22 protein-coding genes, 1 rRNA gene, 2 pseudogenes and 1 other annotated feature are annotated in these 25,687 nt (G+C 41.0%); of the genes and pseudogenes, 3 read left to right on the top strand and 22 right to left on the bottom strand.

What is annotated here, in order from left to right; all coding sequences use genetic code 11:
• A pseudogene (locus FTT74_RS12885) lies at nt 1-1,019 on the top strand (IS3 family transposase); the annotation flags it as partial.
• Nucleotides 75-191, top strand: a sequence feature (AL1L pseudoknot). It overlaps the preceding pseudogene by 117 nt.
• 38 nt (nt 1,020-1,057) lie before the next feature.
• Here the strand turns inward: FTT74_RS12885 and FTT74_RS12880 are convergent.
• From FTT74_RS12880 to FTT74_RS12845, 8 genes and pseudogenes are all read right to left on the bottom strand, one after another.
• Nucleotides 1,058-1,411: pseudogene (locus tag FTT74_RS12880) on the bottom strand (DUF898 family protein); the annotation flags it as partial.
• A gap of 168 nt (nt 1,412-1,579) precedes the next feature.
• A complete protein-coding gene (fghA, locus tag FTT74_RS12875; protein ID WP_179989103.1) occupies nt 1,580-2,419 on the bottom strand; it encodes an S-formylglutathione hydrolase in 840 nt (279 codons plus the stop codon).
• Nucleotides 2,420-2,437: 18 nt separating this feature from the next.
• Nucleotides 2,438-3,847, bottom strand: a complete 1,410-nt coding sequence (locus tag FTT74_RS12870; RefSeq protein WP_179989104.1) for a C13 family peptidase — start codon at nt 3,845-3,847, stop codon at nt 2,438-2,440.
• Between the two features lie 146 nt (nt 3,848-3,993).
• The gene (locus tag FTT74_RS12865; RefSeq protein WP_179989105.1) at nt 3,994-4,815 is read right to left on the bottom strand and encodes a class I SAM-dependent methyltransferase; all 822 of its coding nucleotides are present in this window, start codon (nt 4,813-4,815) and stop codon (nt 3,994-3,996) included.
• Nucleotides 4,809-5,633 carry an undecaprenyl-diphosphate phosphatase gene (locus tag FTT74_RS12860; RefSeq protein WP_136143576.1) on the bottom strand — a complete coding sequence of 275 codons (825 nt, stop codon included), beginning with the start codon at nt 5,631-5,633 and terminating at the stop codon, nt 4,809-4,811. The genes FTT74_RS12865 and FTT74_RS12860 overlap by 7 nt, the downstream gene beginning before the upstream one ends.
• Before the next feature lie 12 nt (nt 5,634-5,645).
• Entirely contained in the window at nt 5,646-6,311 is a 666-nt protein-coding gene (tsaB, locus tag FTT74_RS12855; RefSeq protein WP_179989106.1) for a tRNA (adenosine(37)-N6)-threonylcarbamoyltransferase complex dimerization subunit type 1 TsaB, read from the bottom strand.
• 160 nt (nt 6,312-6,471) lie between these two features.
• Nucleotides 6,472-7,002 carry a gamma carbonic anhydrase family protein gene (locus FTT74_RS12850; RefSeq protein ID WP_179989107.1) on the bottom strand — a complete coding sequence of 177 codons (531 nt, stop codon included), beginning with the start codon at nt 7,000-7,002 and terminating at the stop codon, nt 6,472-6,474.
• 31 nt (nt 7,003-7,033) lie between these two features.
• Nucleotides 7,034-7,630, bottom strand: a complete 597-nt coding sequence (locus FTT74_RS12845) for a CoA pyrophosphatase (protein WP_179989108.1) — start codon at nt 7,628-7,630, stop codon at nt 7,034-7,036.
• Nucleotides 7,631-7,753: 123 nt separating this feature from the next.
• Here FTT74_RS12845 and FTT74_RS12840 point away from each other — a divergent pair, with 123 nt between their 5' ends.
• Nucleotides 7,754-8,302, top strand: a complete 549-nt coding sequence (locus tag FTT74_RS12840) for an NUDIX hydrolase (RefSeq protein ID WP_026438436.1) — start codon at nt 7,754-7,756, stop codon at nt 8,300-8,302.
• 101 nt (nt 8,303-8,403) lie between these two features.
• Here FTT74_RS12840 and FTT74_RS12835 read toward each other — a convergent pair whose 3' ends face one another.
• The 6 genes from FTT74_RS12835 to FTT74_RS12810 form a co-directional block, all read right to left on the bottom strand.
• Complete coding sequence (locus tag FTT74_RS12835) at nt 8,404-10,314, bottom strand: flagellar protein FilF (protein WP_179989109.1); 1,911 nt, start codon at nt 10,312-10,314, stop codon at nt 8,404-8,406.
• Nucleotides 10,315-10,334: 20 nt separating this feature from the next.
• On the bottom strand, nt 10,335-11,687 hold the full coding sequence (filE, locus tag FTT74_RS12830; protein ID WP_179989110.1) for a putative pilus assembly protein FilE: 1,353 nt from the start codon (nt 11,685-11,687) through the stop codon (nt 10,335-10,337).
• Nucleotides 11,681-13,345, bottom strand: a complete 1,665-nt coding sequence (locus FTT74_RS12825; protein WP_070154334.1) for an OmpP1/FadL family transporter — start codon at nt 13,343-13,345, stop codon at nt 11,681-11,683. Before FTT74_RS12825 ends, filE begins: the two co-directional genes overlap by 7 nt.
• 12 nt (nt 13,346-13,357) lie before the next feature.
• Nucleotides 13,358-14,488, bottom strand: coding sequence for a hypothetical protein (locus tag FTT74_RS12820; protein ID WP_004975214.1), 1,131 nt, complete (start codon nt 14,486-14,488; stop codon nt 13,358-13,360).
• Between the two features lie 46 nt (nt 14,489-14,534).
• Nucleotides 14,535-15,368, bottom strand: coding sequence for a C39 family peptidase (locus FTT74_RS12815; RefSeq protein ID WP_070154338.1), 834 nt, complete (start codon nt 15,366-15,368; stop codon nt 14,535-14,537).
• 193 nt (nt 15,369-15,561) lie between these two features.
• Entirely contained in the window at nt 15,562-16,674 is a 1,113-nt protein-coding gene (locus tag FTT74_RS12810; protein WP_179989111.1) for a DUF6160 family protein, read from the bottom strand.
• 255 nt (nt 16,675-16,929) lie between these two features.
• On the opposite strand from FTT74_RS12810, the gene FTT74_RS12805 reads away from it, so the two are divergent.
• The gene (locus tag FTT74_RS12805) at nt 16,930-18,270 is read left to right on the top strand and encodes an anthranilate synthase component I family protein (RefSeq protein WP_179989112.1); all 1,341 of its coding nucleotides are present in this window, start codon (nt 16,930-16,932) and stop codon (nt 18,268-18,270) included.
• 60 nt (nt 18,271-18,330) lie between these two features.
• Here the strand turns inward: FTT74_RS12805 and hisC are convergent, their stop codons facing one another.
• From hisC to rrf, 8 genes are all read right to left on the bottom strand, one after another.
• Nucleotides 18,331-19,419, bottom strand: coding sequence for a histidinol-phosphate transaminase (gene hisC / locus FTT74_RS12800; RefSeq protein WP_179989113.1), 1,089 nt, complete (start codon nt 19,417-19,419; stop codon nt 18,331-18,333).
• 135 nt (nt 19,420-19,554) lie between these two features.
• Nucleotides 19,555-20,859, bottom strand: a complete 1,305-nt coding sequence (gene hisD, locus FTT74_RS12795; protein ID WP_162495523.1) for a histidinol dehydrogenase — start codon at nt 20,857-20,859, stop codon at nt 19,555-19,557.
• A 177-nt stretch (nt 20,860-21,036) separates the two neighbouring features.
• Entirely contained in the window at nt 21,037-21,741 is a 705-nt protein-coding gene (gene hisG, locus FTT74_RS12790; RefSeq protein WP_004975201.1) for an ATP phosphoribosyltransferase, read from the bottom strand.
• A complete protein-coding gene (murA, locus tag FTT74_RS12785) occupies nt 21,741-22,997 on the bottom strand; it encodes a UDP-N-acetylglucosamine 1-carboxyvinyltransferase (protein WP_179989114.1) in 1,257 nt (418 codons plus the stop codon). The genes hisG and murA overlap by 1 nt, the downstream gene beginning before the upstream one ends.
• 7 nt (nt 22,998-23,004) lie before the next feature.
• Nucleotides 23,005-23,256 carry a BolA family iron metabolism protein IbaG gene (ibaG, locus tag FTT74_RS12780; protein WP_179989115.1) on the bottom strand — a complete coding sequence of 84 codons (252 nt, stop codon included), beginning with the start codon at nt 23,254-23,256 and terminating at the stop codon, nt 23,005-23,007.
• A 138-nt stretch (nt 23,257-23,394) separates the two neighbouring features.
• A complete protein-coding gene (gene hpf, locus FTT74_RS12775) occupies nt 23,395-23,727 on the bottom strand; it encodes a ribosome hibernation-promoting factor, HPF/YfiA family (protein ID WP_004975196.1) in 333 nt (110 codons plus the stop codon).
• Nucleotides 23,728-23,893: 166 nt separating this feature from the next.
• Complete coding sequence (locus FTT74_RS12770) at nt 23,894-25,348, bottom strand: RNA polymerase factor sigma-54 (RefSeq protein WP_179989116.1); 1,455 nt, start codon at nt 25,346-25,348, stop codon at nt 23,894-23,896.
• Between the two features lie 220 nt (nt 25,349-25,568).
• Nucleotides 25,569-25,683 (bottom strand): 5S ribosomal RNA (rrf, locus tag FTT74_RS12765).
• Nucleotides 25,684-25,687: the final 4 nt, after the last annotated feature.

Below are 25,687 nucleotides of genomic sequence, written 5' to 3'. Positions count from 1 at the left end.
CAAGAAAAAATGAAGCAAATGGAACGTGAAATTAAAGAATTAAAACGTGCCAATGAAATTCTACGTAAAGCAGCCGCTTTTTTCGCCCAGGCGGAGCTCGACCGCCCACACAAATAATGGTGGATTTCATCCATAACAATAAAGATCGATATGGTGTTGATGCGATTTGTAGGATTTTACCGATCGCAGCTTCAACCTATTACCGAACTTTAGATCTCGCTGACAATCCAGAACATCGAGCGAAACGAGATCTACATGATGAGCATCATGCTGAACAAATTCAACGAATTTGGAAAGAAAGTTCAGGTCGATATGGTGTGCGTAAGGTCTGGCAACAATTGAAACGTGAAGGTTATGTTATCGCACGTTGTACAGTTGCTCGATTGATGCAGAAGCTAGCTATACAAGGTGTTTGGCGTGGTAAGAATAAACAAACCACCCGTAGCCGAGATGATCAAAAAAGAGCAGATGATTTAGTGAAACGTAATTTTAATGCTGATCATCCTGACCAACTGTGGGTGAGTGACTTTACGTATATTCAAACTCATTCAGGCTGGGTCTATACCGCCTTTATTATTGATGTGTTCTCGCGAGCAATTGTTGGATGGAAAGTATCAACACGTATGAATACAGATATGGTGCTCGATGCACTTGAGCAAGCATTGCACGATCGAGGCATGCCAAAGAATGTGATTCATCATTCCGATAGAGGTGTTCAATATCTTTCTATTCGCTATACCAATCGTTTAGAAGCTGCAAATTTACGAGCATCAGTCGGTACGACCGGTGATTCATACGATAATGCTTTGGCTGAAACGGTGAATGGCTTATACAAAACAGAGGTGATTGAATATTTAAAAGCGGATTGGCAAGGTTTAGCGGATGTACAACTTGCGACACTAAACTGGGTAGATTGGTTCAATAAAAAGCGTGTACACAGTGCACTGGGTTATGTATCACCTTTTGAGTTTGAAGCAATGTACTATGATAAGATTAACCCGTTAGGTCAGGTGGCCTAACTTAAATAAAAAAGTCTCCGACAAACCCGGTACGGTTCATAATTGGAAACCACCGAGATCGCAACATAAATTCCAATGGCAATTAAACGTCCCAATAAAATTTTATGTGGGATGCCTGTAAAATCAAAACGACGTTTGATTAATTCGGTATTGCCATAAAAATAGCGCAAACGACGTACTTTTGCCCACGGTGCATACAACCCAAAGGTCACGATCATCAACAAAATATTGACAATCCAAATACCAAAATACTCTGAGGCACTACCATGAAACTGAAAATGATGAATCCGTCCAAGTAATGGATTCCGTGCGGGTGGCGTTGTCGGTTCCACTGGAAAAAACGGGGAAGATGGCGTTGCTTGTTGTGGTGAATCCCATTCTGAATTGTGCATGTGATGCCTTATTTATTTTATTGTGCGGTCGTTATTTTACCCAGACACTCAAACCCAAATGAGCAATGTTTCCAAATGGTAAAAAAGCAAGTCTTCAACATTCTAATAAAAAGTGAACAACTTGCCTAGAAAAGTTTAAAAATCAATGCGTAAAATTGAGTACTTGGCTTAGTCCGCTTGCAATTGTACCGCATGGAATTGCAAATGCTGATCTATAAAGCTTTGAATGAAATAATAGCCATGATCATAGCCTGCATGTTCCCGCAAACTCAATTTTTGCCCAACCGCATCGCAAGCTTGCTGAAATAATGCAGGATTGAGCTGACTGTAGAATTGATCTTTCAATCCCTGATCAATCAAAATTTCACTGAACAATGCACCTTTGGCCTGCACCAAAGCAGTCGCATCGTGCTGTAACCATACTTGCTGATCTGTACCTAAATAATTCGAAAACGCTTTTTCACCCCACGGGCATTGGCTTGGCGCACAAATCGGAGCAAAAGCAGACACTGACTTAAATTTTTCAGGATATTTAAACGCGAGGGTCAATGCACCATGACCGCCCATACTGTGCCCCATGATGCCAACGTGCTGTGCCTGAATTGGGAACTGTTGCAGCACCAATTGATAAAGCTCATCGGTGACAAAAGTTTCCATTTGATAATGTGCCGCCCACGGTGATTGTGTCGCATTGATATAGAAACCTGCACCCTGTCCAATATCCCAATGGTCGCCTTTCGCAACAGCTTCACCACGTGGTGAAGTATCTGGACTAATCAAGATTAATCCCAATTGTGCTGCCATGTGCTGCGCATGTGCTTTAATCGCAAAGGTTTCTTCGTTACACGTTAAACCCGCCAAATAAAATACCGCAGGACACGCCTGCCCCGCCAAAGCTTGTTCTGGTAAAAAAATGCCAAACTGAGTTTCAGTCTGTAAAGCATTTGAATAAAAACGATAAATCCGTTGCTCACCCTCAAAACAGCGGTTGTTCTGAATTAACTCCATCACCCTCTCCTCTTTGGCTTATTGAACAGATTGTGCACTCAATTGAATTTCAGCCGATGTTGCAACACTTTTTTGAGGAAACAAACGCTGCTCTAATTGTGGCAACATCAATTCCATATTTTTACCAATTGCCCATTGTGGCTCTGAAGGTTCAAAACCTTGCGCTTGCTCCCATTTCGCCACAGTCACTTTGGCTTCATTAAAAGCATTAGCAAAAGAGTTTTGTTCACGCATAGCCTGATCAAAAAAGGCACGACCAAAATAAGTATAATCAGCTTCGTTTGAACAACCAAACGACTCACGATCTGCTGCCGATGCAGTAATCACCAAGGTATTATCATCTTGCAAGGCGGATACAAAGCTACCTGAATAACAGGCTGAAATGACGATCACACGCCAACGAATACCCGATTTATCCAAAGTATCGCGTAACCATTTCGGATCGACCTGATTTAAGTCAAGTGGTGCATTTTCAATTTCAAAATGATCTTTTAAACCGTGTGAGGTCATATATAAAAACAGCACATCACTTTCACGGTTCATGCGCTGTCCAATACGGCGCAGCGCTAATTCAATACTGGTTTGCGAAGCAATTGGAATTACATTGCGGGTCATTGGGTTATTAATTAACACCATCGAACGCCCAAAAGTACCAAAACGGGTATCAAACTGTTCACGAATGCGCTCAATTTCAGACATAAATACGTCTTGATAACTCGCCCCTGCAACCCCTAAAAAGTACCAATGCGATTGAGCAAATTCCCCATATTGAATACTGTCTAAAGCTTTATTTAGCACACGGCTTTGTGCATAAAAAGCTGCTTCGCTTAGACTTGGTGGAACTTCTTCTACCTTCCAAATGGGCTGACTTTTCACTGACATTTGCCAAACCACCAAAGTGAATAAGGTCGCTAAAACAATCAGCGCACGTTCCCACCACGGCCAATGCAGCTCACGTGAAAACACCCACACTACTGCCAAACTTTGCCAAACAAACAGCACCATAAAAATGGTAGGTAAATAGTCATATAACACATACGGCAAGACATCCATCATGCCCATGTATTGAATCAAGCTTTGTAATAATGCAACGTGAGTATCTAATACCAACCACAACAAAGCAGGTACTAACAATAAACGCGGGTTATTGACACGCTGAGAAAGAATAATTCCGACAATTAAGGCAATAAAGGGCCACAAGGCATAACTGACCAAACCTTGTGGGTTAAATTCACCCACTTCTCCCGCGACCAACCAACTGAATAAGGTATTGGCAAGACCACCTAAAATCCCCCAAAAAATCAGTTGTAAGATAGAAGGACGAATAATTTGCAAAGAGCGTCGCGAACCCAAAAATAACCAAACGCCTGCGGCTTGGTTGCTTTTAAAATCGTGCCAAAAATTAATGGAGGGTTTGAAGTCAATCATAGGATTCTGTTAATCGCAGCTCGCGTTTCCACACTCCAAGTTTATGCTTGTCGTCGTAATTATCAATTGTCAATTTTAACTATATAACAAATCTTTGCGCATTATAGAAGCATTGAACGCCTTGCCACTGCTTTAGTGGTAGAAATCTACCCATTGTTCAAATTTGCTTGGAAATAGGCATCAAATCGGCAAGCATCACCCTGCCATTGATGTGTGGTTTCCTGCCCCGCCAAAAACACTGCTAAACGTGGACGCTTCACCACAACACGTTTGGCAATTTGCTGTGCCAAACCCAGTAAATGATCACCTAAATCCATTTCACCATCTTCAGGTAACAACAAATGTAATAACTGCATTTGTTTTTTGACTTGTGCCTGCTTTTTCTGCGCCTGTTGATGTTGATCTCGCTGCGGAAACATCGGGTCTAAATACACCACATCAACCACTTTGCCCTGCGCTGCGCAGTTGCGTAAATAATCTGCTGAATCTGTAAAAACCAACTGGATACGGGCAACAACACTTGCTAAAAAAGGATCATCTGCGGCTTGGCGTTTAGCATCCTCCAACAAAGTAAAAAGAATAGGATGACGCTCCAACAACGTGACCTGAGCACCCAAGTGTGCCATGAGTAAGCTGTCGTGTCCTAATCCTGCCGTAGCATCAATCAGGCTTGGTTTTTCCGACAAATTACAGGCACGAGCAATCATTTCCGATTTTAAAGAGGCACGTTTCAATCGCCCAACTTCAGCTTTCCAATCGGGTTGCATTTTCATGCCATTGGCACACAACCACAACCCTTCAGCATCTACACACAATGCCAATTCAGGGTTCAAACGCAAAAAACGCGCATTGAGTTTTTCTACTGTTTCAATGCACGTTTGCACGCCTCTAGACAAAAGCACAGCAGAATAATGCTGTGCTTGAGTGAGCCACTCGGCTTCGGTGTATAAGCGAAGTTCGCTTACCATAGTTTCCAGCCTGTGAATGCGAACAATAAAATGATTAAACCTGAAGCAATACGATACCAAGCAAAAATCATAAAATCACGTTTCGCCACATAAGCCACCAATGCACGGATCAGCAAAAGTGCGGAAACAAAAGAGACGATGATCCCGAAGCTGAGTACGGTCCAATCTTCAGTAGTTTGGAATACATCATAGCTTTGATATAAGTCGAGCAAGCCTGCGCCAATAATGACAGGAATTCCCAAAAAGAAGGAAAACTCAGTTGCTGCTTTTCGCGATACACCCAAGAACATCGCACCAATGATGGTTGCACCTGAACGCGAAGTCCCCGGAATCAGCGACAATACCTGAATTAGACCAATCCAAATAGCATCTCGATAAGTTAGTTCTTCAACCTCATGGGCACGTACTTGTGGTGGATGTTTTTCAATCCACATAATAATAAAACCGCCAATAATCAAACCAATCGCCACGGCAACATCATTAAAGAGTAATTCTTTTACAGTCTGCCCAAAGGTCAATCCAATCAGAATAATTGGAATAGATGCCATAATCAGACCAAAGCCCAAGCGTCGACCTTTTTCTTCGCCAGTAAACATGCCTGTGGCTGCGCCCCATAGACGTGTCCAGTACTCATATATGACCGCTGCAATTGCTCCCATTTGAATGGCAATCACAAATACATCGCTTTTTTCTTTGGTCCAAAAGTCCATTAGCTCTGCAGCTAGAATCAAATGTCCTGTGCTAGAAATGGGTAGAAATTCGGTAATCCCTTCTACAATACCCATAATTGCCGCTTTGAGCAGCAGTAAAAGATCCATAAATAACCCTAATTATGCCTTGCCTTGTTCTGGAATTTTTTTCCAAGCATTGTCACGTAAATAAACAGGCAATGCTTGTTCTGCGCTGACCCATTGCTGTTGCTGTGCACAGACGCGTGCAATAGTAGCAATATCTTGTGCGCTTGCACTTAAGCCTTTGTATTGTATTTGTTCTTGATCAATCAGACCCGCCCCAGAACCGACTAATTCAAAGCGTACCGCCTGTGCAGCATCGCTATAATTCAATAATTGTTCCTGATCAACCGCCTGCATAATTCCTTGTGCATCTAGCTCATAACTGGCGATATACACTTCATTCATGCGTGCATCCAACACAGCCGTAACCGCAGTTAATCCTTCAAGACGATAAGCCGCCTGCGCCAATGCCTGCAAAGTCGATACAGGAATTACAGGCACATCATGCGCCCACGCCAAAGCTTGCGTGACTGCCGCATTAATTCGCACACCGCTAAAAGAACCCGGGCCACGGCTAAAGGCAATTGCAGTCAGATCAGCCGTACTAATTTGAGTTTCAGCAAAGCCTTGCTCAATCATCGGTAAGATGGTTTGCGTTTGTGCTTTTGCTCGCGCATCTAATTGAAAAAAGAGTTCCTGTGTTTCATCTACAATCGAAACGGAACACTGCTCATTGGCAGTTTCCAATGCCAGCAATTTCATGCACAACCTTCAAGGAGTAAATATCAAAAATTGGCGTTATGATACTCCACTCCTGAAATTCACGCGAGGATTTACATCCCTTAGATTGCAATTCCTGAGTATAAAATTCTATGTAATTACAGCTAAAAAATGCGTTTGACTAAACGATGCAAATTCTATTTTAGAGTGTTGCAGGCTCTAGGTTTACAAAATGCTGAAAATGTTCAGCATAGTGCAGCGCACTCATTTTTAAACGTGCTTCTGCAGACTCATCCAAAGTCTTAACCACTTTACCGGGAGAACCCATCACCACAGAATTATCGGGAATCACTTTCCCTTCAGGAATTAAAGCATTCGCGCCAATAATACAGTTTTTACCAATCACCGCATGATTCAGTACCACTGCATTAATGCCAATCAGACTGTTATCGCCCACGGTACAACCATGTAACATCGCCTGATGTCCAATAGTCACATAATCACCAATCTGCATTTCAATGCCTGCATCGGTGTGCAATACAGCATTTTCCTGAACATTGCTAAAATTACCCAATTTGATTTTACTGTTATCGGCACGTATCACAGCCCCAAACCAAATACTGACTTTCTGCCCCAACTCAACCTGACCAATGACCGTGGCATTATCCGCCACCCAACCATCCCACGGTTGCTGCATGGCTTTAGGCGCATATCCTTTAAATTTATACAACATGGTTCCTTCCTATCCTCACATCAAAATTTTTCTATTTCTTAAATGTTGGTGAATTTAACAAAAACGGCCATTCTTTACGATAATCCAAACCATATTCAAATAAAGACACCAACATCCGCGCTGTTAAACCCCAAACCACTTCATCTTCAACCTGCATGCTCGGAAAATATAATTTTTGTTGTGCAAAGCTCACTTCATACGGCGTTGGTGGCGCTTCCATCAAATGCTGTAAAGAAGCAAAAAAGATCCGATCAATTTCTGAAGGTTGTGCAATTAGTTCTACTTTTGGGGGAATCAGCCCCACCACAGGTTTGACTAACATTCCATTACGGGCTTTTTGCATTGGCAAGTCACCAATCAACTGCACTTCAAATGGATTTAATGCAGTTTCTTCCTGCGCTTCACGCAATGCCACCACAATATTACTGGTATCTTGCGGATCGCGTTTGCCACCAGGGAAAGACACCTCACCCGCGTGATTATTGAGTAAGGTAGAACGGCGGGTTAGCAATACCTTTGGATCAGACTCGTCGGTAATGGCAATCAATACCGCTGCATGCGCTTCCATGAACGTTTTAGAAAAGCGCAAACGTTGCTGTAATAGATGCGTGAGCGAATGATCAATCATGCCTTATAATTCTCCTTGTCTAAGTTTTCATCATAGCTGAAATAGGTGGGCAATAGATAGAGAGGATGCCAAAGTTGAAATTTTCAGTTATTCTGAGAACTCCCTTCAACAATGACGATCACTATGAACTTTTGTGGAAATTGTGGACAAAAAACAACAACGAAAATTCCGCTTGGCGATCAGCAATTACGTCAAGTGTGTAGCGCATGTGGCAATATTCACTATGTCAATCCAAAAGTCATTTGTGGTGCATTGGTCGTTTGGGAAAATAAAGTATTGTTGTGTCGTCGTGCAATTGAACCACGCTATGGTTTGTGGACTTTACCCGCAGGCTATATGGAAATGTTTGAAACCATGGAGCAAGGTTCTGCCCGTGAAACCCGCGAAGAAGCCGAAGCGGAAATTGAAATCGAACAACTTTATTGCATGTATAACATTCCACGGATTGGGCAAATTTATGTGCTGTTCAAAGCTCAATTGTTGAATGGTCAATTTGGTGCAGGTGAAGAAACCATCGAATCACGCTTGTTTAGTGAAGATGAAATTCCGTGGTCTGAATTGGCTTTCCCAAGTGTAGAACGTACTTTACAACACTACTTTGCAGATCGAAAAAACAACCATTTCACGACCCACTTAGAAACCTTAGGTTCACGTACCGATCATACGGGTTAAAAACCCCACATGATGTTCATTTGAATCAAGCTAAAATCTGAATAATAAATAGCCCACTGAGTAGTGAGCTATTTTCATCTCTATATCATAGGAAATTAATGCTAAATACGCACTTTATCTGGGTTATAACATTCGGCAACATCTAGACTTACAGCTCCACCTTGGGCTTTCACCAAAGCTTTATCTGTATCGGTTGCTAAAGCTGGGTTTTGAGCCACGTAAGTTGCAAGTTGCGCATGATAAATATTGCTCCACTTCACTGTTGAGCCATTGAAATCAGACAATGTAATACGTGTAGAGTTGGCTGCAACTAAATTGCCAATATTGGCACGTGCACCGCCCACCACTTGACCATTTCCACCTTCAACCGCTTCAATTTTGGTATTCAAACCAATGACTGCGCCATCAAGTTTATGAAATATTGGATTGGCCAAAATCATACGCAAAGTAACTGCTTTATTGTCGATATCGGTTGCACCTAACACACCTATACGGTATTGCTGCACACCATTTGTATCAACATATTCAGCACCAGACTGACGAATTGCTGCACACTGACCAGACATATCGGTTTCTGTGGCATTTGGTGCTATATCTGTACGAATATTGCCATCTTCATCTAAAACAACACCTAATTTGATGCTATCTGTCGTCGTTCCGCCATCAAAATTAAAGGTCAAGGTTGCATAAATTGGGAAAATATAGCGACTGCCTAAAGGTACATTTTTCTGGGTTTTAAAAACGCGATTATCCAAAAAGTTCACAGAAAAGAATTTATAGGCATCAAAAGAACCTTTGAACTGATCGGTACCTATGGTTTGTTGCCATTGACCATAATCTGCAGGATTCGCTGTTGTAGATTTGGTCAATAATTTATAAAAACCTTCCGTGCCTGCAATTAAATAATCATTAAACACCTTACCTTGGGTAATTTTAAAATCATCAGCCGCATTGTCATTCACACTAAAACGGAATGGCCCCTGAATACGTTTATTCAATGGGTTGACCCATGTGGTTTGTGCTGCTGCTACCATACGCTCAGGACGTACTTTACGAATCAATTCACCACTCACCGTTAAAATTGGGTTGGTCGTGTTTGCAGACACCGCACCTTTCCATTGCATACCATAACCGAAGGTATATCCAGAACGGTCTGTGATTAGTTGATATTGCCCAATGAGGTGTTTCAAATCTGCGACCGTAGATTTACAGTCTGCCAAATTACAGCCATATAAACCTTGTGGTAATTGTGAATCTTCTTTGGCTAAAATTGGATAGTTAGCTTGATAAGATGCCGAGTTATTCATGTAAACCAAGGTGTTTAATGCTTGATAAGCATCATCTTGAGATACCTGTGACACATCTACCCACGGGCGTAAAATACTGGCATAAGCCCCTGAACGATAGTCACCAACCTCAACGGACTCAGCAATATTTGCCAATTGTTCTTTTTTGAGTGTCGTAATCGTTAAAGGCTGAATATCACCTGCAATGGTTCCTCCACCTTCAACAGAAAGTGCTTGTAGCAAGCGTACAATTGCAGTCGCGACCTGTATCGTTTCGTCACTACTACTTAAACTCGTTGCTTGGCGTCCTGTTAATCCACGTGCCATATCTAACACACTTAAACGTGGATAACCCGCACCTGCAGTACTGACCATTCCAATATCAGACAATGATACTGTCCCTAAATCAATATATTGATTGGTCTTTTCCTGAATAAAGAAGTGGACTTTATCTCCTTCACTACATTTACCTGTTGCCGCATTACTTTTCGGCTCAATCATGGTGATGTAGGTTTTACTGGTATCACTGCTACAGGTAAAATTCAAACCATCCACAGGATAATCCAATGCAAATTCCACGCAGTTTTTTGCTGTACTGGCACAACTCCCGTTGATATACGCCACAGCATTAGGCTCTGGATTAATATTGGCACTTTCTCCACCACAGCCACTCAATGCCGCCATCAATGCTGTCGTTGCAAAAGGTAAAATATGTCTTGTTTTCATCCTGAATTCTCTTATTGTTGTTAGCGTATCGCAATGAGTTTTAATTGCCCTTGGTTACTGAGCGCGCGATGTTCCATATCCACTGCAGAAGCCAATGGCGTTAATAATACATAGTGGCTATTTTTTGGAAGTTGCAGCATACCTTCTATTACCTCGTGTCGTAAGACATTGCCTGCAGTATCCTGATTTCTAAAACCACCTGCACCTTCAATCACACAGCCTTTTTGATCCAGAAAAACCACAAACGGCCAATAAAAGGTCGGTTGATTTTGCTTCATGGCATAAGAGTTGATTTGAATATTTTGAATATTGCCTTCTAACTTCACCAATTCATAATCAAATTTTTCGGTTAAGGGAGCTCTAGGCCACAAATTTAAATCTTGTTGTGCTTTTAAGGTTTTAGCTTTATTTTTTTTGCTTTCAGCAAAACATTGCTGCCCCAAACCCTCAATTGCTTCAGCTTGATTAACACGATAATAGTCTGCAGCCAAAACAATAGCGTGAGGCTCAGCAACCGATTGCTTTTTAAATAATTTATTGAGAACGGAACGGCTTACACCACGTTCACGTTCGACCACTTGCATACGAGCACCACCGCCATTTTTTGTGTCAATTATGCCTTCTGGCATACTATAAAAGCGTTTTTTTCCTTCTAAATTAAACTCCTGATCTTCCAAATACTCACTTTTAACATACTGTTCTCCCGCCATCTCCATAAAACCCGTTTGTTGGGCAGATGCATGCGATGCTTGATCTGGTGTTTTTTTAGAAACAGACACTGTGGATGGATCAATCGCAAATTGCTGAGGAAGCTGTTGTAAATCCTCTAGTACAGATGGTTTTACCGCGACTTTGTTGATCGCTGCTTCTTTTGCCAATCCTGTTTGATGAACAGATTCCGCACTGGAAATATCTTGCTGCACTGCATTTGGCTCAGTGTGTGATGCACGCAATGATGAGTTCTCTTTGCTTTGACTAGCCTGATTTTGTGACATAGCGGATTGTTCTGAGATATTCGGCTTAGACAAATTCAGTTGCTTGCTCGCCTGAACAGAAATATTTTTAGATACCTGAACGGATGTTTGAGCAGTTATCTGCTGTACTTGATGCACCTTGTCTTGCTTAAACTGGTCTTGTTGTTGGTTTTCTTGTAGTTGCTTTTGTTGGACTTGCTTTTGCTGTTGTGCGGTTTCCAACGCCTGTATCGTTTGCTTTTTTTCTGCAGCATTACGCTGCACCACAATTGGACGACCATCTGGTCCAATAATGGTGTAAAACTGATTCGCGTAACACACCGATCCCATACTGAAAATCAGTGTGAGTATCGACTTTGAAAATAAAGTCCGTTTTATTTTCCGTACTGAACTTACCATCGTGTTCTATAACTCAATCCAAGAATTGTAATTTTTGTATCCGTTTTCACATTCAAACCCGCATAAGGGTTTAACAGCAGGTTATTCACACCTTCCTTATTGGCTAAGCTACTGGTATTGGCTGGAATTTTATCCTTACTTTGTAAAAAGCCGATGGATAAATCAAGGTCTGTATCTGCATCAAAACGATATCCCACACCCAGACCGAATAAACGTGCATTATTAATTGGTACCATAGTGTTACGTTTATTGTCAGGAATCGCACTACCACGTGGTTCATAACCCGCACGCAGTTTTAAACGGTCTGTGGCTGAATATTCGATGCCAACACCCCAGTTCCACGGTGACTTAAACTCTAATGGCAAAGCTAAACTGTCATCAGACACATGCTCCGAAAGCAATTTTGCAATTTTTAATGCCGAGATTTGACGGTCAAACTCGAATTTGAATTTATCCCATGCTTTATAGTCAGTCCAGCCCACATCAAAATTGACTTGTAAATCAGGCATGACTTTATATTTTATCCCCGCTTGAAAGTGCGCAGGATATTCAAAATCCATAGAAACCAAACCAGACTCACTGGCTGGAATATAACTTGGGAAACCTAAAATTGCCGCTAAAATCTGACCTGTTGGTGAAGACATCAAACCATTAATTAACTCACGTGGTGCTTTCGAGTTATCAATATGATATTTGCCCTTTAAGCGCATTTTAGCTGCACTCTGATACACCATACCAAAGCTAAAATCTTCTGTCGGTTCCCACAAAATACCCAAGTTATAACTCGGGCTTAAACTTTGCTCAACCGCCAGTTGCATTTGCCCAAAACGGGAAAATGGATTCATGCCTTCTTCGGCATTACAAATCCCGAGCAACAAAATATCGGTGATGATATTGGCGTTTTCTTTAAATGGCGTACAGACCACTTCATCCACCATACGTAACATCCCGATCAGTTCATTCGGGAAGCGTAAATCGGTATTCATGGCGATGGCTTGGTAAGACATCCCTATTGACGCACCGACTGACAATTCATCATTGACTTGATAGGCGATAGATGGAGAAAGATAAGTAATACGCTCTAAGGCAACCTGTTGTCCCATAAAGTTACCAGGGTTACCATTTTCGGCACCAAAGCCCGCAATCAACGGCGCATATAATGCGGTGGCAAAGGTCACTTTGGAACCTGGTGGATTATAGGCAATACCGTTGGTTGGCGCTGCCAGTGGCATGCCTTTACCCAAATCGACAAATTTTTTCAGAATCGGGACATACAGCGTTGGATATTCTACATCGGCTTGTACTGTACCTTTAAAATCGGTACAAAAATCGGCCAAAATTTCTGGTCCATCGTTACACACCACAGGGTCATCAGAATAACCAAATACGTCATAACCTGCTGGAACGGAAAGCTCACGCTGTACATCAAAATGTGCCAACACCCCTTGCACATCTGTTTGCAAACCTTCAATCTTGGTCAGTGCAGCAGGGTTAAAGTGAATCGCACTAATACCAGGAGGATCTGCAGTGACCGCATTCCCCATAGTCAAAGAACGAATATCGACAGATAAGTTTTGTCCAAGCTGCGCAAAAGCAGCCCCTGAACAGCCCGACAGTATAATTGCAGTCACTAACGGGCGAAGTCGTATCATTTTCATGCGACTAGCCTCTTAGCGAATTTTTTTACCGAAACCGAGAATATCCAGTGGGAATGACAAACCAAGTGATACGTCTGGCGCGTCTTCGGTCAGACCGATTCCTACCGTACCATTCACAATGGTTTCAGGTGAAACGCGAACGCCTAATGAAATAGCCAAAGTCGAACTGGTCTGGTCTGCAGGTGAATAGCTTTCACCCGTATGATAAGTAAACTCCGAACCTGTATTAAAGCTTTGCTGATAGGACATGGTCATCGACACATCGTAGTTAAACGAATAAGCAAAACCAAAAGCAAAACCACCACTAATACCTGGCTCAAACTCTTCAATAATACGGCTACCGCGAATTTGATTGAGACCGCTTTCTTTAAAACCATAGTTGGCTGAAGCAGAAGCAAACAATACAACTGGGTCAATATACTTACGCGTACTTGCACCGATGCCTGCAGAGTAGTAACCCTTACCTGTTGATAAATCTTTAACAGGATTAATCTCGTAAGGACTATCCCCCGTTTTGGTCGATAAATTTGCGAATAAAATTAAAGGTAAACGCCCCGCTTTTAATGGGAATGGCTCCCAACGTGCACCTAAAGAAATATCCCCCAAGCCTGCTGCCGTGGCATCTTTTAACAAGTCTGACTTTGCAACCAATGGTACAGAAGCAGATAAAGTTAAATTGTCACGCAAACCATATTGTGCGGTGAAGGTGTTAGTTAATGCGTGGGACGCATTTTCTTGCACACGAAGCTGATACAACTGACCTTGAGCCATTTCAAGGTCGAGCTGCGTATCACGATGATAGGTATAATCAATATCATAATAAGATGAAATTTCACCTTGTCTCATAAGGGAATATTGACGCTCATTCGAGGTAAACACTTCCTCTAAATTCGCCTCTTTGGTTGCGTCGCCCTCTTGCTGTTGCAAAGCAGATGATGCTGCTTGTGCACCATTTGCAGCGACAACCGCACTATTTGTTTCAGCACTTGTATCTGCAGTTGATGCTGCTGTATCTGATACTTCTGCCTGTTCAGTTGTGGTTTCATATTCCCCTAATTGCGGCTCCTCTGCGGCATAAGCCACCCCAAATACCATTTGAATACTGAGAGCCAATAAGGTTTTATTCATCCATTTACGATCCATGATTTACCCCTTCCATTTTTTATTTTTGTATTTCGTGAACAACTGATTATTTGTTTTTGTAGTAGAGTCTTAAAAAACGATGCTCGTACTGTCCGTAATTTTCAGAATCTTTATTTACATTACGCTCTAGACGTATTGTCGATGCTTTATCGGCTATTTTTTCCATCGCAAATTGTGGATATTGAATATCAACAAAGGCATAACGATTCACTGTTGCGTCTTCCACATGACGCAAGTCTTTTTCTTGTAATGCCAACATAGTTTGACGATTTTGCGGTGCGACATTAATTAGAAATAAGGTGTTATTCTCCCAAACTTCTTTAAAGCGTTCTTCATCGAAACTGATATTGCCTAATGCAGGGTCTGCCACATAGACACGTCCATTTTTATATGCCTTATACACCACAAAATGTTTAAAACCTGCATAGGAAATCGGCACAATCGCAGGCTGTCCTTGTTTAACTAAATCCGAAAATTCCCCGCGATATCCACCACTTTCCATGCCCAAAGCTGCGACAAAGCGCTTCATATCCAATAGTGAAAAACTACGACGTTCAATAATTCGTTCGTATTCTCCATAACGCAGCAAACCACTCATGGTTTGTTGCTCGTTTAATTGTGTTCCTACATAACCATTCAGCAAGGTTGTTAAAGCCGCTGAACCACAACTATAGTCATAGGCTTGGCGCACAATTCCACGAAATTGATCTTCTAAAGCAGGTTTAATTTGCACAGGCTCTCTGTGCATACGGGTAAAGGAATTATTCCTAGAATCCAAAGTTTCTGTGTAACGCACAGTTTCAGGATGCTGTTCTTTTAAATCAAAGGCTTGTGTGGCAGCGTAATAGATCAATGCCGAGCCCAAAGCGATCTCTAACATATATTTTTACTTTTTAGTTCTCGGCAATACCTGCCTAATATTTTTATTTTTAGAGCTTTCACTCTACTTCCTTGTATTTAGAAAGATACTCGTTTTAAAGAAAAAAAAAAGGTCTTTCTATATTTTTTTGCGAACTCATGAGTTTATTTGTAAAAAAAAGCGCGTGAATTCACGCGCTTTTTCAGTTTTTAAATTAGTGACCTGAAATGGTGATAACAGCACCCTTAGTGTAGCTACCCTGAGAAGTACTGTAGTAAGTTTGAAGTCCTTGAACTTCCATATCACCAATAGAAGCAGCAGTACGACTACCTAAATGAATACCTTTAATATATTGGTCTTTGGCACCAGTGTCATTGCTTACAATGCGAATATGCGCAGCCTTACCAAGAGTAGTACCACCGCCAACATAAGCATCATTAAATACTTGGATATCTTGATTTAGGGTCAAATCTTTACTATCTGCATCTGCAATTTTAATGCTTTCAATAAAGATTTCACCCGCTTCCTTCGTTGTCACAGCTGTTGGATTGCCACCAACATTTACAGAACCAACTGCTTTGCCTTTAGTTGAGTTATCCAAAATACCTAAGTTTTTAATTTCTAAACCACCAATCATTTTGGTATTCAATTTAACCATTGCACCTTGTGGCGCTGCACCCAATTGAATATTGGCATCCATTTTACCTGTTTTTAACGTTAAGCCAGATAAAATTGCATTATAGTTCTTATCATCATTACCACGGCGGATAGAGGTCGTACTTGTATTTTCAGCATTTGATGCAGATACACCAATTTCACCAATCTTGATATCTAAGCCAGATACTTGAGCTGCAACATTAATAAATGCACCACCAGTACCACTAGTACCAGCATCCGAATCAATTACCAAGTCTGCTAAGTTACGAGAAGTTAATAAGTAAGCACCATTATTATCATAGTTCGCACCAATCACAATACCATGCTTTTCATTTGCATCCCCAGAAATACCATTGCCTTTAATAACAATTGCACCAGCTTTGTTTGTGCCACCTAGAGAACCGAGAACAGCTGGTGTACCAGGAGTTACAACATTACCATTCGCATCTAAGACAGGAGCAACTGCTGCTTTGGCACCATCACTAACCAAACCATCGTTATCATGGATTAAAAGTTTTTCAATTTCGATTTTAGAAATACCAATCCCGATGCTTAAACCATCTTGACCAGTAGTTGCGCTTAATGCAGTATCGTCCATTGCCTGCATTGCCATTGCATTTGTCGTTAACGCGATTGATGATACCAAAGCAAGTTTAGTAAATTTTTTCATCTTGTTACTCTCCCGAGAGTATTATTTTTTTGGTTTTACCACTCAGTGCCAGTGATTGTGTTTTTATTTGATGAGGACAACACTGACACACATTCCTTGAGTAGCCGGTTTGCACATACAAAGGTATATCTGAGTTATTTTTTGTTCAACTGCTGTTGGTCGCAATCCACATCTTACCGACAAACGGTTATTTGCTTTTTATCTGCTGCAATCATGTAAAATAGCCTTTTAAAATCTCTCAGCTGTTTACGCTTTATGTCCTATCCTACTCATTTTAAAAAATTATTCTGTGAACCTGAATATGAGGCTGCAAGAATTTTGCAAGCTTTGGCAGCACTTTCACATTGTATTTATTTGCAAAATAATGGAAAGGCACGTATTGCTTTTTTGGCTGAACGCTATTGTGTGCAGCAAAACCATCAACATTTTTACTTTCAAAAAACGGCATTGGATCAATATGAATTAAGTCCAACTCAATTAGATTTAACAGCTCATCTCGGTGCTTTAGAAGATGCTGACACCGCCCCATTTTGCAGTGTAATGGGGTTTGTTTCGTATGATGCAGCAGCACAGCAACACATCAATATGCAGTCTCGTCCCCAGCCAAGTATTTTTTTAGGTCAATTTAAAAGCTATTTACAGCAAGAAACTGATGGCTGGTATTTTTATAGTTCAGACGATGCTGCTACTCAAATCTTTGATTTTATTTTAAATTTATATACTCAATCAACCATAATTGAACAGTTCCAATTAAGCCAAAAGTGTCAAGCCCGCTGGAATTTCACAGATTACCAACGCGCCTTTCAACATGTTCAAGACTATATAGTGGCAGGAGATTGTTATCAAATTAATCTTACGCAAGAGTTTAGCGCTGAGGCTCAAGGTCCACTTTTAGCAACTGCAGCACAGTTTTGGCAACTGACCAATGCACCTTATGCAGGTTATTTACGTATTGGTGATTTTGAAATTTTAAGTTGTTCGCCCGAACTCTTTATCGATTTTGAGGAAAATCGAAAAATTACCACAAAACCCATTAAGGGCACGATGCCACGTTATGGCGATCCTGAATTAGACCGACAATCGAAACAACAATTAAGTGAATCTAAAAAAGATCAGGCTGAAAATGTGATGATTGTGGATTTATTACGTAATGATTTAAGTGTTTATGCCGAAACTGGCAGCGTCAAAACGCCAAAGTTATTCAATATTGAGTCTTTTAACCAAGTGCATCACATGGTCAGTGAAGTGACCGCAACACTAAAAGCCGAGATGAATCCTTTTGATGTGTTGATGTCTGCCTTGCCAGGTGGGTCAATTACAGGCGCGCCGAAAATTCGTGCCATGCAAATTATAGATGAACTCGAAGGTGCAGCACGTGGCGCCTATTGCGGCTCTATGGGTTATTTTGATGCCGATGGAACGGGTTCTTGGAATATTCTGATCCGTTCTATTCAAAAATATCAGCAAAATGTTTCATTATGGGCTGGCGGTGGAGTCACGATTGCATCTGTTTGTGAAGCAGAATATCAAGAGTGTTTTGACAAGGTTTCAGCAATGTTGGACTTATTGAACTGCTGGTACAAACCTGCGCAATAGCAGTAAACAAAAAAGCGAGTGAATTCGAAACCTCACTCGCTGCTATTTATATTTTAACAATTAAGCCAAAATATCCTGTTTTAAAGTATCGACCAAGCGTTGATTTTGCTCATCTGTACCAATAGTAATGCGCAAATATTGATTGATGCGTGGTTTATTAAAATAACGTACAATAATACCGCGCTCACGTAATGCTGTAGCTAAATCACCCGCATCCTGTTGAGGATGTGATGCAAAAATAAAGTTGGCCTGTGATGGCAATATCTTAAAGCCCAAGCTCGTTAAATCCGTCACCAATTTCTCACGGCTAGCAATAACTTTTTGACATTGCGCTTCAAAATACGCCTGATCTTGAAAAGATGCCACCGCTGCTGCAATTGCAAAACGATCCATTGGATAGGAGTTAAAACTATTTTTTACGGCTTCTAGTGCGGCAATTAAATGTGGTTGCGCAATCGCAAAACCAACACGTAAACCTGCCAAAGAACGTGATTTAGACGTGGTTTGGCATACCACCAGATTCTCATACTTTTCCACCAATTTCACTGCAGACTCTGCACCAAAATCGACATAGGCCTCATCAATCACTACCACTGAATTTGGATTGGCCTGTAAAATTTCTTCAATAGCACTTAAACCCAAAGCAATACTGGTCGGTGCATTCGGATTGGTGATGATAATCCCACCATTGGCTTGCTTATAGTCATCAACTACAATTTCAAAATCATCATTTAAGGGCAAAATTTTAGTTTTTACCCCAAAAAATTGACTATATACAGGGTAAAAACTATAGGTGATATCTGGATACAGTAATGGCTGTTCCTGAACAAAAAAAGCCTTAAAAATATGTGCAAGGACTTCATCTGAACCATTGCCAACAAAGACATTTCCAACAGCTACATTTTGCTGTTTCGCAATGGCTTGCTTAAGCTCAGACGCATCTGGATCTGGATATAAACGCAGTGCATCTGCCGAGTTTTCTAAAACCTTTTGCACCGCTTCCACCACTTTAGGCGAAGGTGGATACGGGTTTTCATTGGTATTCAATTTTAATAAATTTTGAATTTTTGGCTGCTCACCCGGTACATAAGGCTCTAGCTCACGTACTTCAGGGCTCCAAAAACGCATTTGTTCTGCTGTGATATTCATTTTGTATTCTCTTTAAACCCTCTCCTAACCTCTCCCAAAGGGAGAGGAATTTTCATTACTAAAGACACAAAATTTGTGTGGTTTAAATTCCCCTCTCTTTATTAGGAGAGGGTCAGGGAGAGGTTGTAATGCTATTTATGATTGATAACGATAACGTGCTGATCGTGCATGCGCATCCAGATTTTCCTGCTTCGCTAAAATATCAGCGGTTTTCGCCAAACTTTTCACGCCCTCAGCTGAACACATAATCAGACTTGAGCGTTTTTGGAAATCGTAAACACCCAATGGCGATGAAAAACGTGCTGTACCCGACGTTGGTAATACGTGGTTTGGCCCTGCACAATAATCACCAATAGCTTCTGGTGTATAGCGCCCCATAAAGATCGCACCCGCATGACGAATTTCTTCTGCCATCACTTGTGGATCATCCATACACAACTCCAAGTGTTCGGGCGCAACTTGGTTGATCAATTCAATCGCCTCTTGACGATCTTTGACTAAGATCAATGCACCACGATTTGCAATAGAAGTGCGGGCAATTTCAGCTTTAGGCAAATTCGCCAAGTGCTGTTCAATCGCTTGTTCAACCTGATTCAGCAATTGCGCATCTGGTGTAATAAAGATAGATTGTGCAACCGTGTCGTGCTCGGCTTGGGAAAGTAAATCCATCGCCAACCATTCAGGATTATTTTCACCTTCGGCATAAACCAAAATTTCGGATGGCCCAGCAATCATATCAATGCCAACCTGACCAAATACAGCACGTTTTGCAGCCGCCACAAAGCGGTTACCTGGCCCCGTAATTTTATCTACCGATGGGATGGTTTCTGTACCATAAGCCAATGCAGCAACAGCTTGCGCTCCGCCAATGGTAAATACACGAGTCACCCCTGCTAAATATGCAGCCGCCAAAACCAATGGATTGAGTTCACCATTCGGTGCAGGTACCACCATAATAATTTCAGGTACACCAGCAACATGCGCAGGCACGGCATTCATGAGCACAGAAGATGGATAAGATGCCAAACCACCCGGTACATAAATACCAACGCGATCTAATGGCGTGACTTTTTGCCCAAGTGTATTGCCCAAAGCATCAACATAAGTCCAGCCATCCTGCTTTTGCGCTTGGTGAAATTCACGAATACGTACAGCAGCCAATTCCAAAGCTTCACGAACTTCGTTATCTAAAGCATCAAATGCGGCTTTCAGTTGCTCCTGACTTAACTCAAGTTCTGAAAATTGATGCGCTGGATGTCGATCGAACTGTTGAGTGAGTTTAAGAACCTGCGCATCGCCATGCTGACGCACATCAGCAATAATTTGATCTACAGTTTTTAAAAGTTCAGGATCACTGACAGTTTCAAAAGCCAACAAGTCTGCAAAGGCCTGTTTAAAGCTTTGATCTTGAGTCGATAAACGTCGCATCAATTTACCCACAAGGTTTGATAGAAAAGTTTAGTTTACCTTGTTTCTAGGGCTTTGTGGGAGTCTATACATGGCGAAAGCAGTATGTTTTGATGGAAATTCAAGAACAGAATCATGCACGAACATAAAAAAACCGCCATTGAATGACGGTTTTTTGAGAAGGCAGGATGATGGATACAAAGTTCAAAGTTAAGCAGATTGTTTTGCCAACTCTCGTTCTGCCACAGCTTTTTCAAGTTGTGCCAAAATTGGATTGAGCAAATCTTGCTTGCGCTTAAAACTGGCTTTATTGACAATTAAACGTGAAGATACTTTACAGATTTCTTCTAGCGGCTCTAAACCGTTGGCACGTAAAGTATTACCTGTATCAACCACATCGACAATGTAATCACCCAAACCGACCAATGGTGCTAATTCCATTGAGCCATAGAGTTTAATGACATCAACCTGCTCACCTAAGCTGGCATAATATTGACGGGTCAAATTCACATATTTAGTGGCAATTTTTAAACGACCTTTTGGACGCTGCATACCAACTTTGCCCGCAGTCATTAATTTACAATTGGCAATTTTCAGATCCAGCGGCTCATATACATTTTGAGCGCCATGCTCCATCAGCACGTCTTTACCCGCAACCCCAATATCTGCCGCACCATTTTCAACATAAGTTGGTACATCAGAGGCACGTAAAATTAAAATACGCACTTGTTTATGTGTGGTTGGGAAAATCAACTTACGTGATTTATCTGGATCTTCCAGTAAATTAATTCCCGCAGTTTCTAATAAAGGCAAAGTTTCTTTTAAAATTCGCCCCTTACTTAATGCCAAAGTTAAACCATGATCAAAATTGCCCATGACGTCAAAATTTGGATCATCGTTTCTCATGTCATTCATCAATTTACTCGCTTAATTTGGGCGCCTAAACCTTGTAACTTTTGTTCTACATTTTCATAACCGCGATCAATATGATAAATACGGTCAATCAATGTTTCGCCTTCTGCCGCCAATGCTGCTAACACCAACGAGAATGAGGCACGTAAATCAGTTGCCATAACAGGTGCAGCAGAAAGTTTTTCTACGCCTGTCACCACCGCATCATTGCCTTCTACCTGAATATTGGCACCCATACGTGACAACTCAGGGACATGCATAAAACGGTTTTCAAAAATAGTTTCCGAAATGGTAGCAAAACCGCGTCCAATCGCATTCACCGCCATTAACTGTGCTTGCATGTCTGTTGGAAATTCAGGGTGTGGTAAAGTTCTGAAACTCACGGCTTTAGGGCGCTTGCCCATCATATCCAGCTCAATCCAGTCATCGCCACGTGTGACTTCCGCACCCATTTCTTCAAACTTATCTAACACAGATTCTAGCAAGGCAGGATCGGTATGTGTGGTTCTGATTTTACCGCCTGTAATTGCAGCCGCAGCCAAATAAGAACCCGTTTCGATACGGTCAGCAACCACCGAATACTCACAACCATGCAAGTGTTCAACACCTGTAACCACTAAAGTATCGGTATCTAAACCTTCAATTTTAGCGCCCATTTTAATGAGCATTTGCGCAAGGTCAGTAATTTCAGGTTCACGCGCAGCATTACGAATGGTAGTAACACCATCTGCCAATACCGCAGCCATGAGAATGTTTTCTGTACCGCCAACAGTGACCATATCAAAGACCACTTCGCCACCTTTAAGGCGACCATTGACTTTGGCATTTACATAGCCATTTTCAACTTCAATTTCTGCACCTAACGCTTCGAGTGCTTTAAGATGTTGATCGACAGGACGTGAACCAATTGCACAACCACCTGGCAAAGATACTTTTGCACTACCATAGCGCGCGACCAATGGGCCAAGCACCAAAATAGAAGCACGCATGGTTTTTACCAATTCATAAGGTGCAAATTTGTTGTCCAACGTTGATGTATCTGCAATGACTGTATCGCCTTCATAAGACATTTTAATGCCCAAGCCTGCGATCAACTTCACTAAGGTATTTACATCTTTTAAATTTGGAACATTTTTCAATGTAATTGGCGTTTCTGCAAGAATCATTGCAGCAAGAAGTGGCAAGGCTGCATTTTTTGCACCAGAAATACGCACTTCACCTTCGAGCTTATTACCGCCCTGAATTAAAAATTTATCCATTAAATTATTAAGCTCCAAATAAGCTTGCTTTACGCCATTCTTCTTGTGTCATTGCACGAATTGTAACCGCATGAACTTCACCGCTGGCAATATAGCTATTCAATGGTGCATACACTGCTTGTTGACGAACAACAGGACGCTTACCTTCAAACTGATTATCTACAATACGAAGATCAAACTTGCCGCCTTGCCCACTTACAGCAACTTCAGCCTCTGGAAAAGCAGCTTTTAAAATTTCAGTGAGCTGTTCACTATTCATCACAAAGACCTCTTATAGGACCAACGGTGTAAAAACCTGTCATTTTACTATAAATAGAAAAAATAATTCATTAATCCTATACATTATCGCAATAAAAAAAGAGGTTTATCCAAAACCTCTTTTTAAATCACATTTTAACTAGATGGCTAAAGGCTGATAATCCAACTGCATCTTCCGATGTTTCTCTAACTGACGTTTTAATTTTTCTGTCATCATCTTAATTGAAGTATACATATCATCTGCACTAGCCTGCGCAAAAAGCTCCGTTCCAGGTAAACGAATAATTGCTTCTGCAATATGATTGGCGCTGCCTTTTTTAGAATGTTTATCGATTTGATGATCTTTACTTAATTTCACCTGCATACTATTGACCTGATCCAGATGTTTGGTCATTTGTGCAAATTTAAGTCGAATATTTTCTTCAATTGCAGGGGTGATAGCTAAGTGATGTCCACGAATTGTTATTTGCATAATTCTATCCCTCACCTTCATTAGGATTAGGAAGGCATAGTTCACATGATTGATTGCCAAATAACAGATCACTGTAGCGGTCACTTTAAATCATGTCTAACTATTCCTTCAAAAAAGATTCATTATTTGGTCATAATGAATCCTTAGAATAGACCGATTTTAAAAATTAGATCAAGACTTTTCGTTCAGAAGATGACGGAATATTTAATGACTCACGATATTTCGCAACTGTTCGGCGTGCTACATCAATTCCCTCTTCCTTAAGAAGGTTTGCAATTGTGTTGTCTGACAAAGGTTTACGTGGATTTTCCTCTGCAATTAATTTTTTTATCTTGGCGCGAATCGCAGTTGAGGATGCTTCTCCACCTGAACTTGTTCCAACATGACTTGAAAAGAAATATTTCAATTCAAATAAACCACGTGGAGTTAACATATATTTATTAGTGGTCACCCGTGAAACTGTAGATTCATGCAACTCCACCTCATCAGCTACATCACGCAAAATCAACGGTTTCATTCCTTCAGCACCAATTTCTAAAAATTCACGTTGATGTTGCACAATACAGGTTGCGACTTTTAATAAAGTTTTATGACGCTCATCGACACTTTTAATAAAGTTTTTTGCATCCAACATTTGATTGCGCAAATATTGATTGTCTTCGCTTTGATCTGCGCGTTTAATCATATTGGCATAAAATGAATTGATTCTAAGCTTCGGTACAACATCAGGATTCAGCTGCACCTGCCAATGGTCCTGCTTTTTACTGACCACCACATCTGGAATTTGATAGTCTGACTCCTGATCTTCAAATGCTGTACCAGGATGTGCTTTCAATGTTTTTAATAAAGCCACTACATGCTGAAGCTGATCTGCGCTTAAACCCGTTTGCTTAATTAACTTGGCTAAATCATTCGAAATTAATAGCTCATAATGCTGCAAAAGTTGCAGCGCCTCCTGCCGATAAGGTACATCTGCAGTCAAACTTTCAAGCTGAATAGATAAACATTCCGCTAAATTACGCGAACCAATACCAATCGGATCTAAACGCTGAATATGTTTCAAAACCACCAAAACTTCATCGTCTTCAACTTCATCTTCGTATTCCATGGAGATCAATAAATGTTGCACAGATGTAGTGATTTCAGATATTTCACAATCCAAGAAACCATTGTCATCCAAAGCATCGACAATACAGTAGGCAATGAGCTGCTCGACTTGAGAAAAATGCAACAGATTGATTTGTTGCATCATGTGCTCTTTTAAACCTAAATGTCCCTGACGATTATCCTCGCGCTCTTCATATTCCGCTGCTCCCAAACTCGTGGGTAAATGAGTGTACACATCATCCCAGTCTGTATCGACAGGCAAGTCATTCGGTAGATGATCTGCATTTAATTCTTTAGTCAAATCCTTTTGATCATGCTCTTGCTCTTCTAAGGTGGATAAACTTTCGACACTACTTTGTTCTTCGACTTTTTCTAATAAGGGATTACTGTCCAACTGAATTTGAACTTCTTGTTCAAGTTCCAAGCTCGAAAGTTGAAGCAAACGAATGGCTTGTTGTAACTGCGGTGTCAGTGACAAGGAGTTTGCAACTTTTAATCCAACCGATAACTTCATTTTCACCCACTCTTTTAAATTTATGTTTTTCAACAACTTAATATATAAGTTTTTGATAAGCAATTTCTATGCCGTTTTATTAGGTATAGCACAGATTTATCAAAAGACATAAAGATTTTAATCAGAAGTTCTATTCAATTTATTATTGTTTTTCTAACTTTATTTTCTCTCTTGCATAAAAAAACACCCCCAACATTAGTTGAGGGTGTTTAGAATAATGAGCTGGCGATGACTTACTCTCACATGGGTAACCCCACACTACCATCAGCGCGAAGAGGTTTCACTTCTGAGTTCGGGAAGGGATCAGGTGGTTCACTCTTGCTATGGTCGCCAGCACAA

The sequence above is a fragment of the Acinetobacter sp. YH01007 genome (genome assembly GCF_013420425.1).
In the GTDB taxonomy this organism is placed as follows: domain Bacteria; phylum Pseudomonadota; class Gammaproteobacteria; order Pseudomonadales; family Moraxellaceae; genus Acinetobacter; species Acinetobacter towneri.
Note: the sequence above shows the minus strand (reverse complement) of the source record. Positions and strands in the feature narration are given on the sequence as shown.

Coding starts and splice junctions, on each gene's coding strand:
- fghA (WP_179989103.1), bottom strand. CDS start 2,419: ATGGAGTTAATTCAGAACAACCGCTGTTTTGAGGGTGAGCAACGGATT.
- FTT74_RS12870 (WP_179989104.1), bottom strand. CDS start 3,847: ATGATTGACTTCAAACCCTCCATTAATTTTTGGCACGATTTTAAAAGC.
- FTT74_RS12865 (WP_179989105.1), bottom strand. CDS start 4,815: ATGGTAAGCGAACTTCGCTTATACACCGAAGCCGAGTGGCTCACTCAA.
- FTT74_RS12860 (WP_136143576.1), bottom strand. CDS start 5,633: ATGGATCTTTTACTGCTGCTCAAAGCGGCAATTATGGGTATTGTAGAA.
- tsaB (WP_179989106.1), bottom strand. CDS start 6,311: ATGAAATTGCTGGCATTGGAAACTGCCAATGAGCAGTGTTCCGTTTCG.
- FTT74_RS12850 (WP_179989107.1), bottom strand. CDS start 7,002: ATGTTGTATAAATTTAAAGGATATGCGCCTAAAGCCATGCAGCAACCG.
- FTT74_RS12845 (WP_179989108.1), bottom strand. CDS start 7,630: ATGATTGATCATTCGCTCACGCATCTATTACAGCAACGTTTGCGCTTT.
- FTT74_RS12840 (WP_026438436.1), top strand. CDS start 7,754: ATGAACTTTTGTGGAAATTGTGGACAAAAAACAACAACGAAAATTCCG.
- FTT74_RS12835 (WP_179989109.1), bottom strand. CDS start 10,314: ATGAAAACAAGACATATTTTACCTTTTGCAACGACAGCATTGATGGCG.
- filE (WP_179989110.1), bottom strand. CDS start 11,687: ATGGTAAGTTCAGTACGGAAAATAAAACGGACTTTATTTTCAAAGTCG.
- FTT74_RS12825 (WP_070154334.1), bottom strand. CDS start 13,345: ATGAAAATGATACGACTTCGCCCGTTAGTGACTGCAATTATACTGTCG.
- FTT74_RS12820 (WP_004975214.1), bottom strand. CDS start 14,488: ATGGATCGTAAATGGATGAATAAAACCTTATTGGCTCTCAGTATTCAA.
- FTT74_RS12815 (WP_070154338.1), bottom strand. CDS start 15,368: ATGTTAGAGATCGCTTTGGGCTCGGCATTGATCTATTACGCTGCCACA.
- FTT74_RS12810 (WP_179989111.1), bottom strand. CDS start 16,674: ATGAAAAAATTTACTAAACTTGCTTTGGTATCATCAATCGCGTTAACG.
- FTT74_RS12805 (WP_179989112.1), top strand. CDS start 16,930: ATGTCCTATCCTACTCATTTTAAAAAATTATTCTGTGAACCTGAATAT.
- hisC (WP_179989113.1), bottom strand. CDS start 19,419: ATGAATATCACAGCAGAACAAATGCGTTTTTGGAGCCCTGAAGTACGT.
- hisG (WP_004975201.1), bottom strand. CDS start 21,741: ATGAATGACATGAGAAACGATGATCCAAATTTTGACGTCATGGGCAAT.
- murA (WP_179989114.1), bottom strand. CDS start 22,997: ATGGATAAATTTTTAATTCAGGGCGGTAATAAGCTCGAAGGTGAAGTG.
- ibaG (WP_179989115.1), bottom strand. CDS start 23,256: ATGAATAGTGAACAGCTCACTGAAATTTTAAAAGCTGCTTTTCCAGAG.
- hpf (WP_004975196.1), bottom strand. CDS start 23,727: ATGCAAATAACAATTCGTGGACATCACTTAGCTATCACCCCTGCAATT.
- FTT74_RS12770 (WP_179989116.1), bottom strand. CDS start 25,348: ATGAAGTTATCGGTTGGATTAAAAGTTGCAAACTCCTTGTCACTGACA.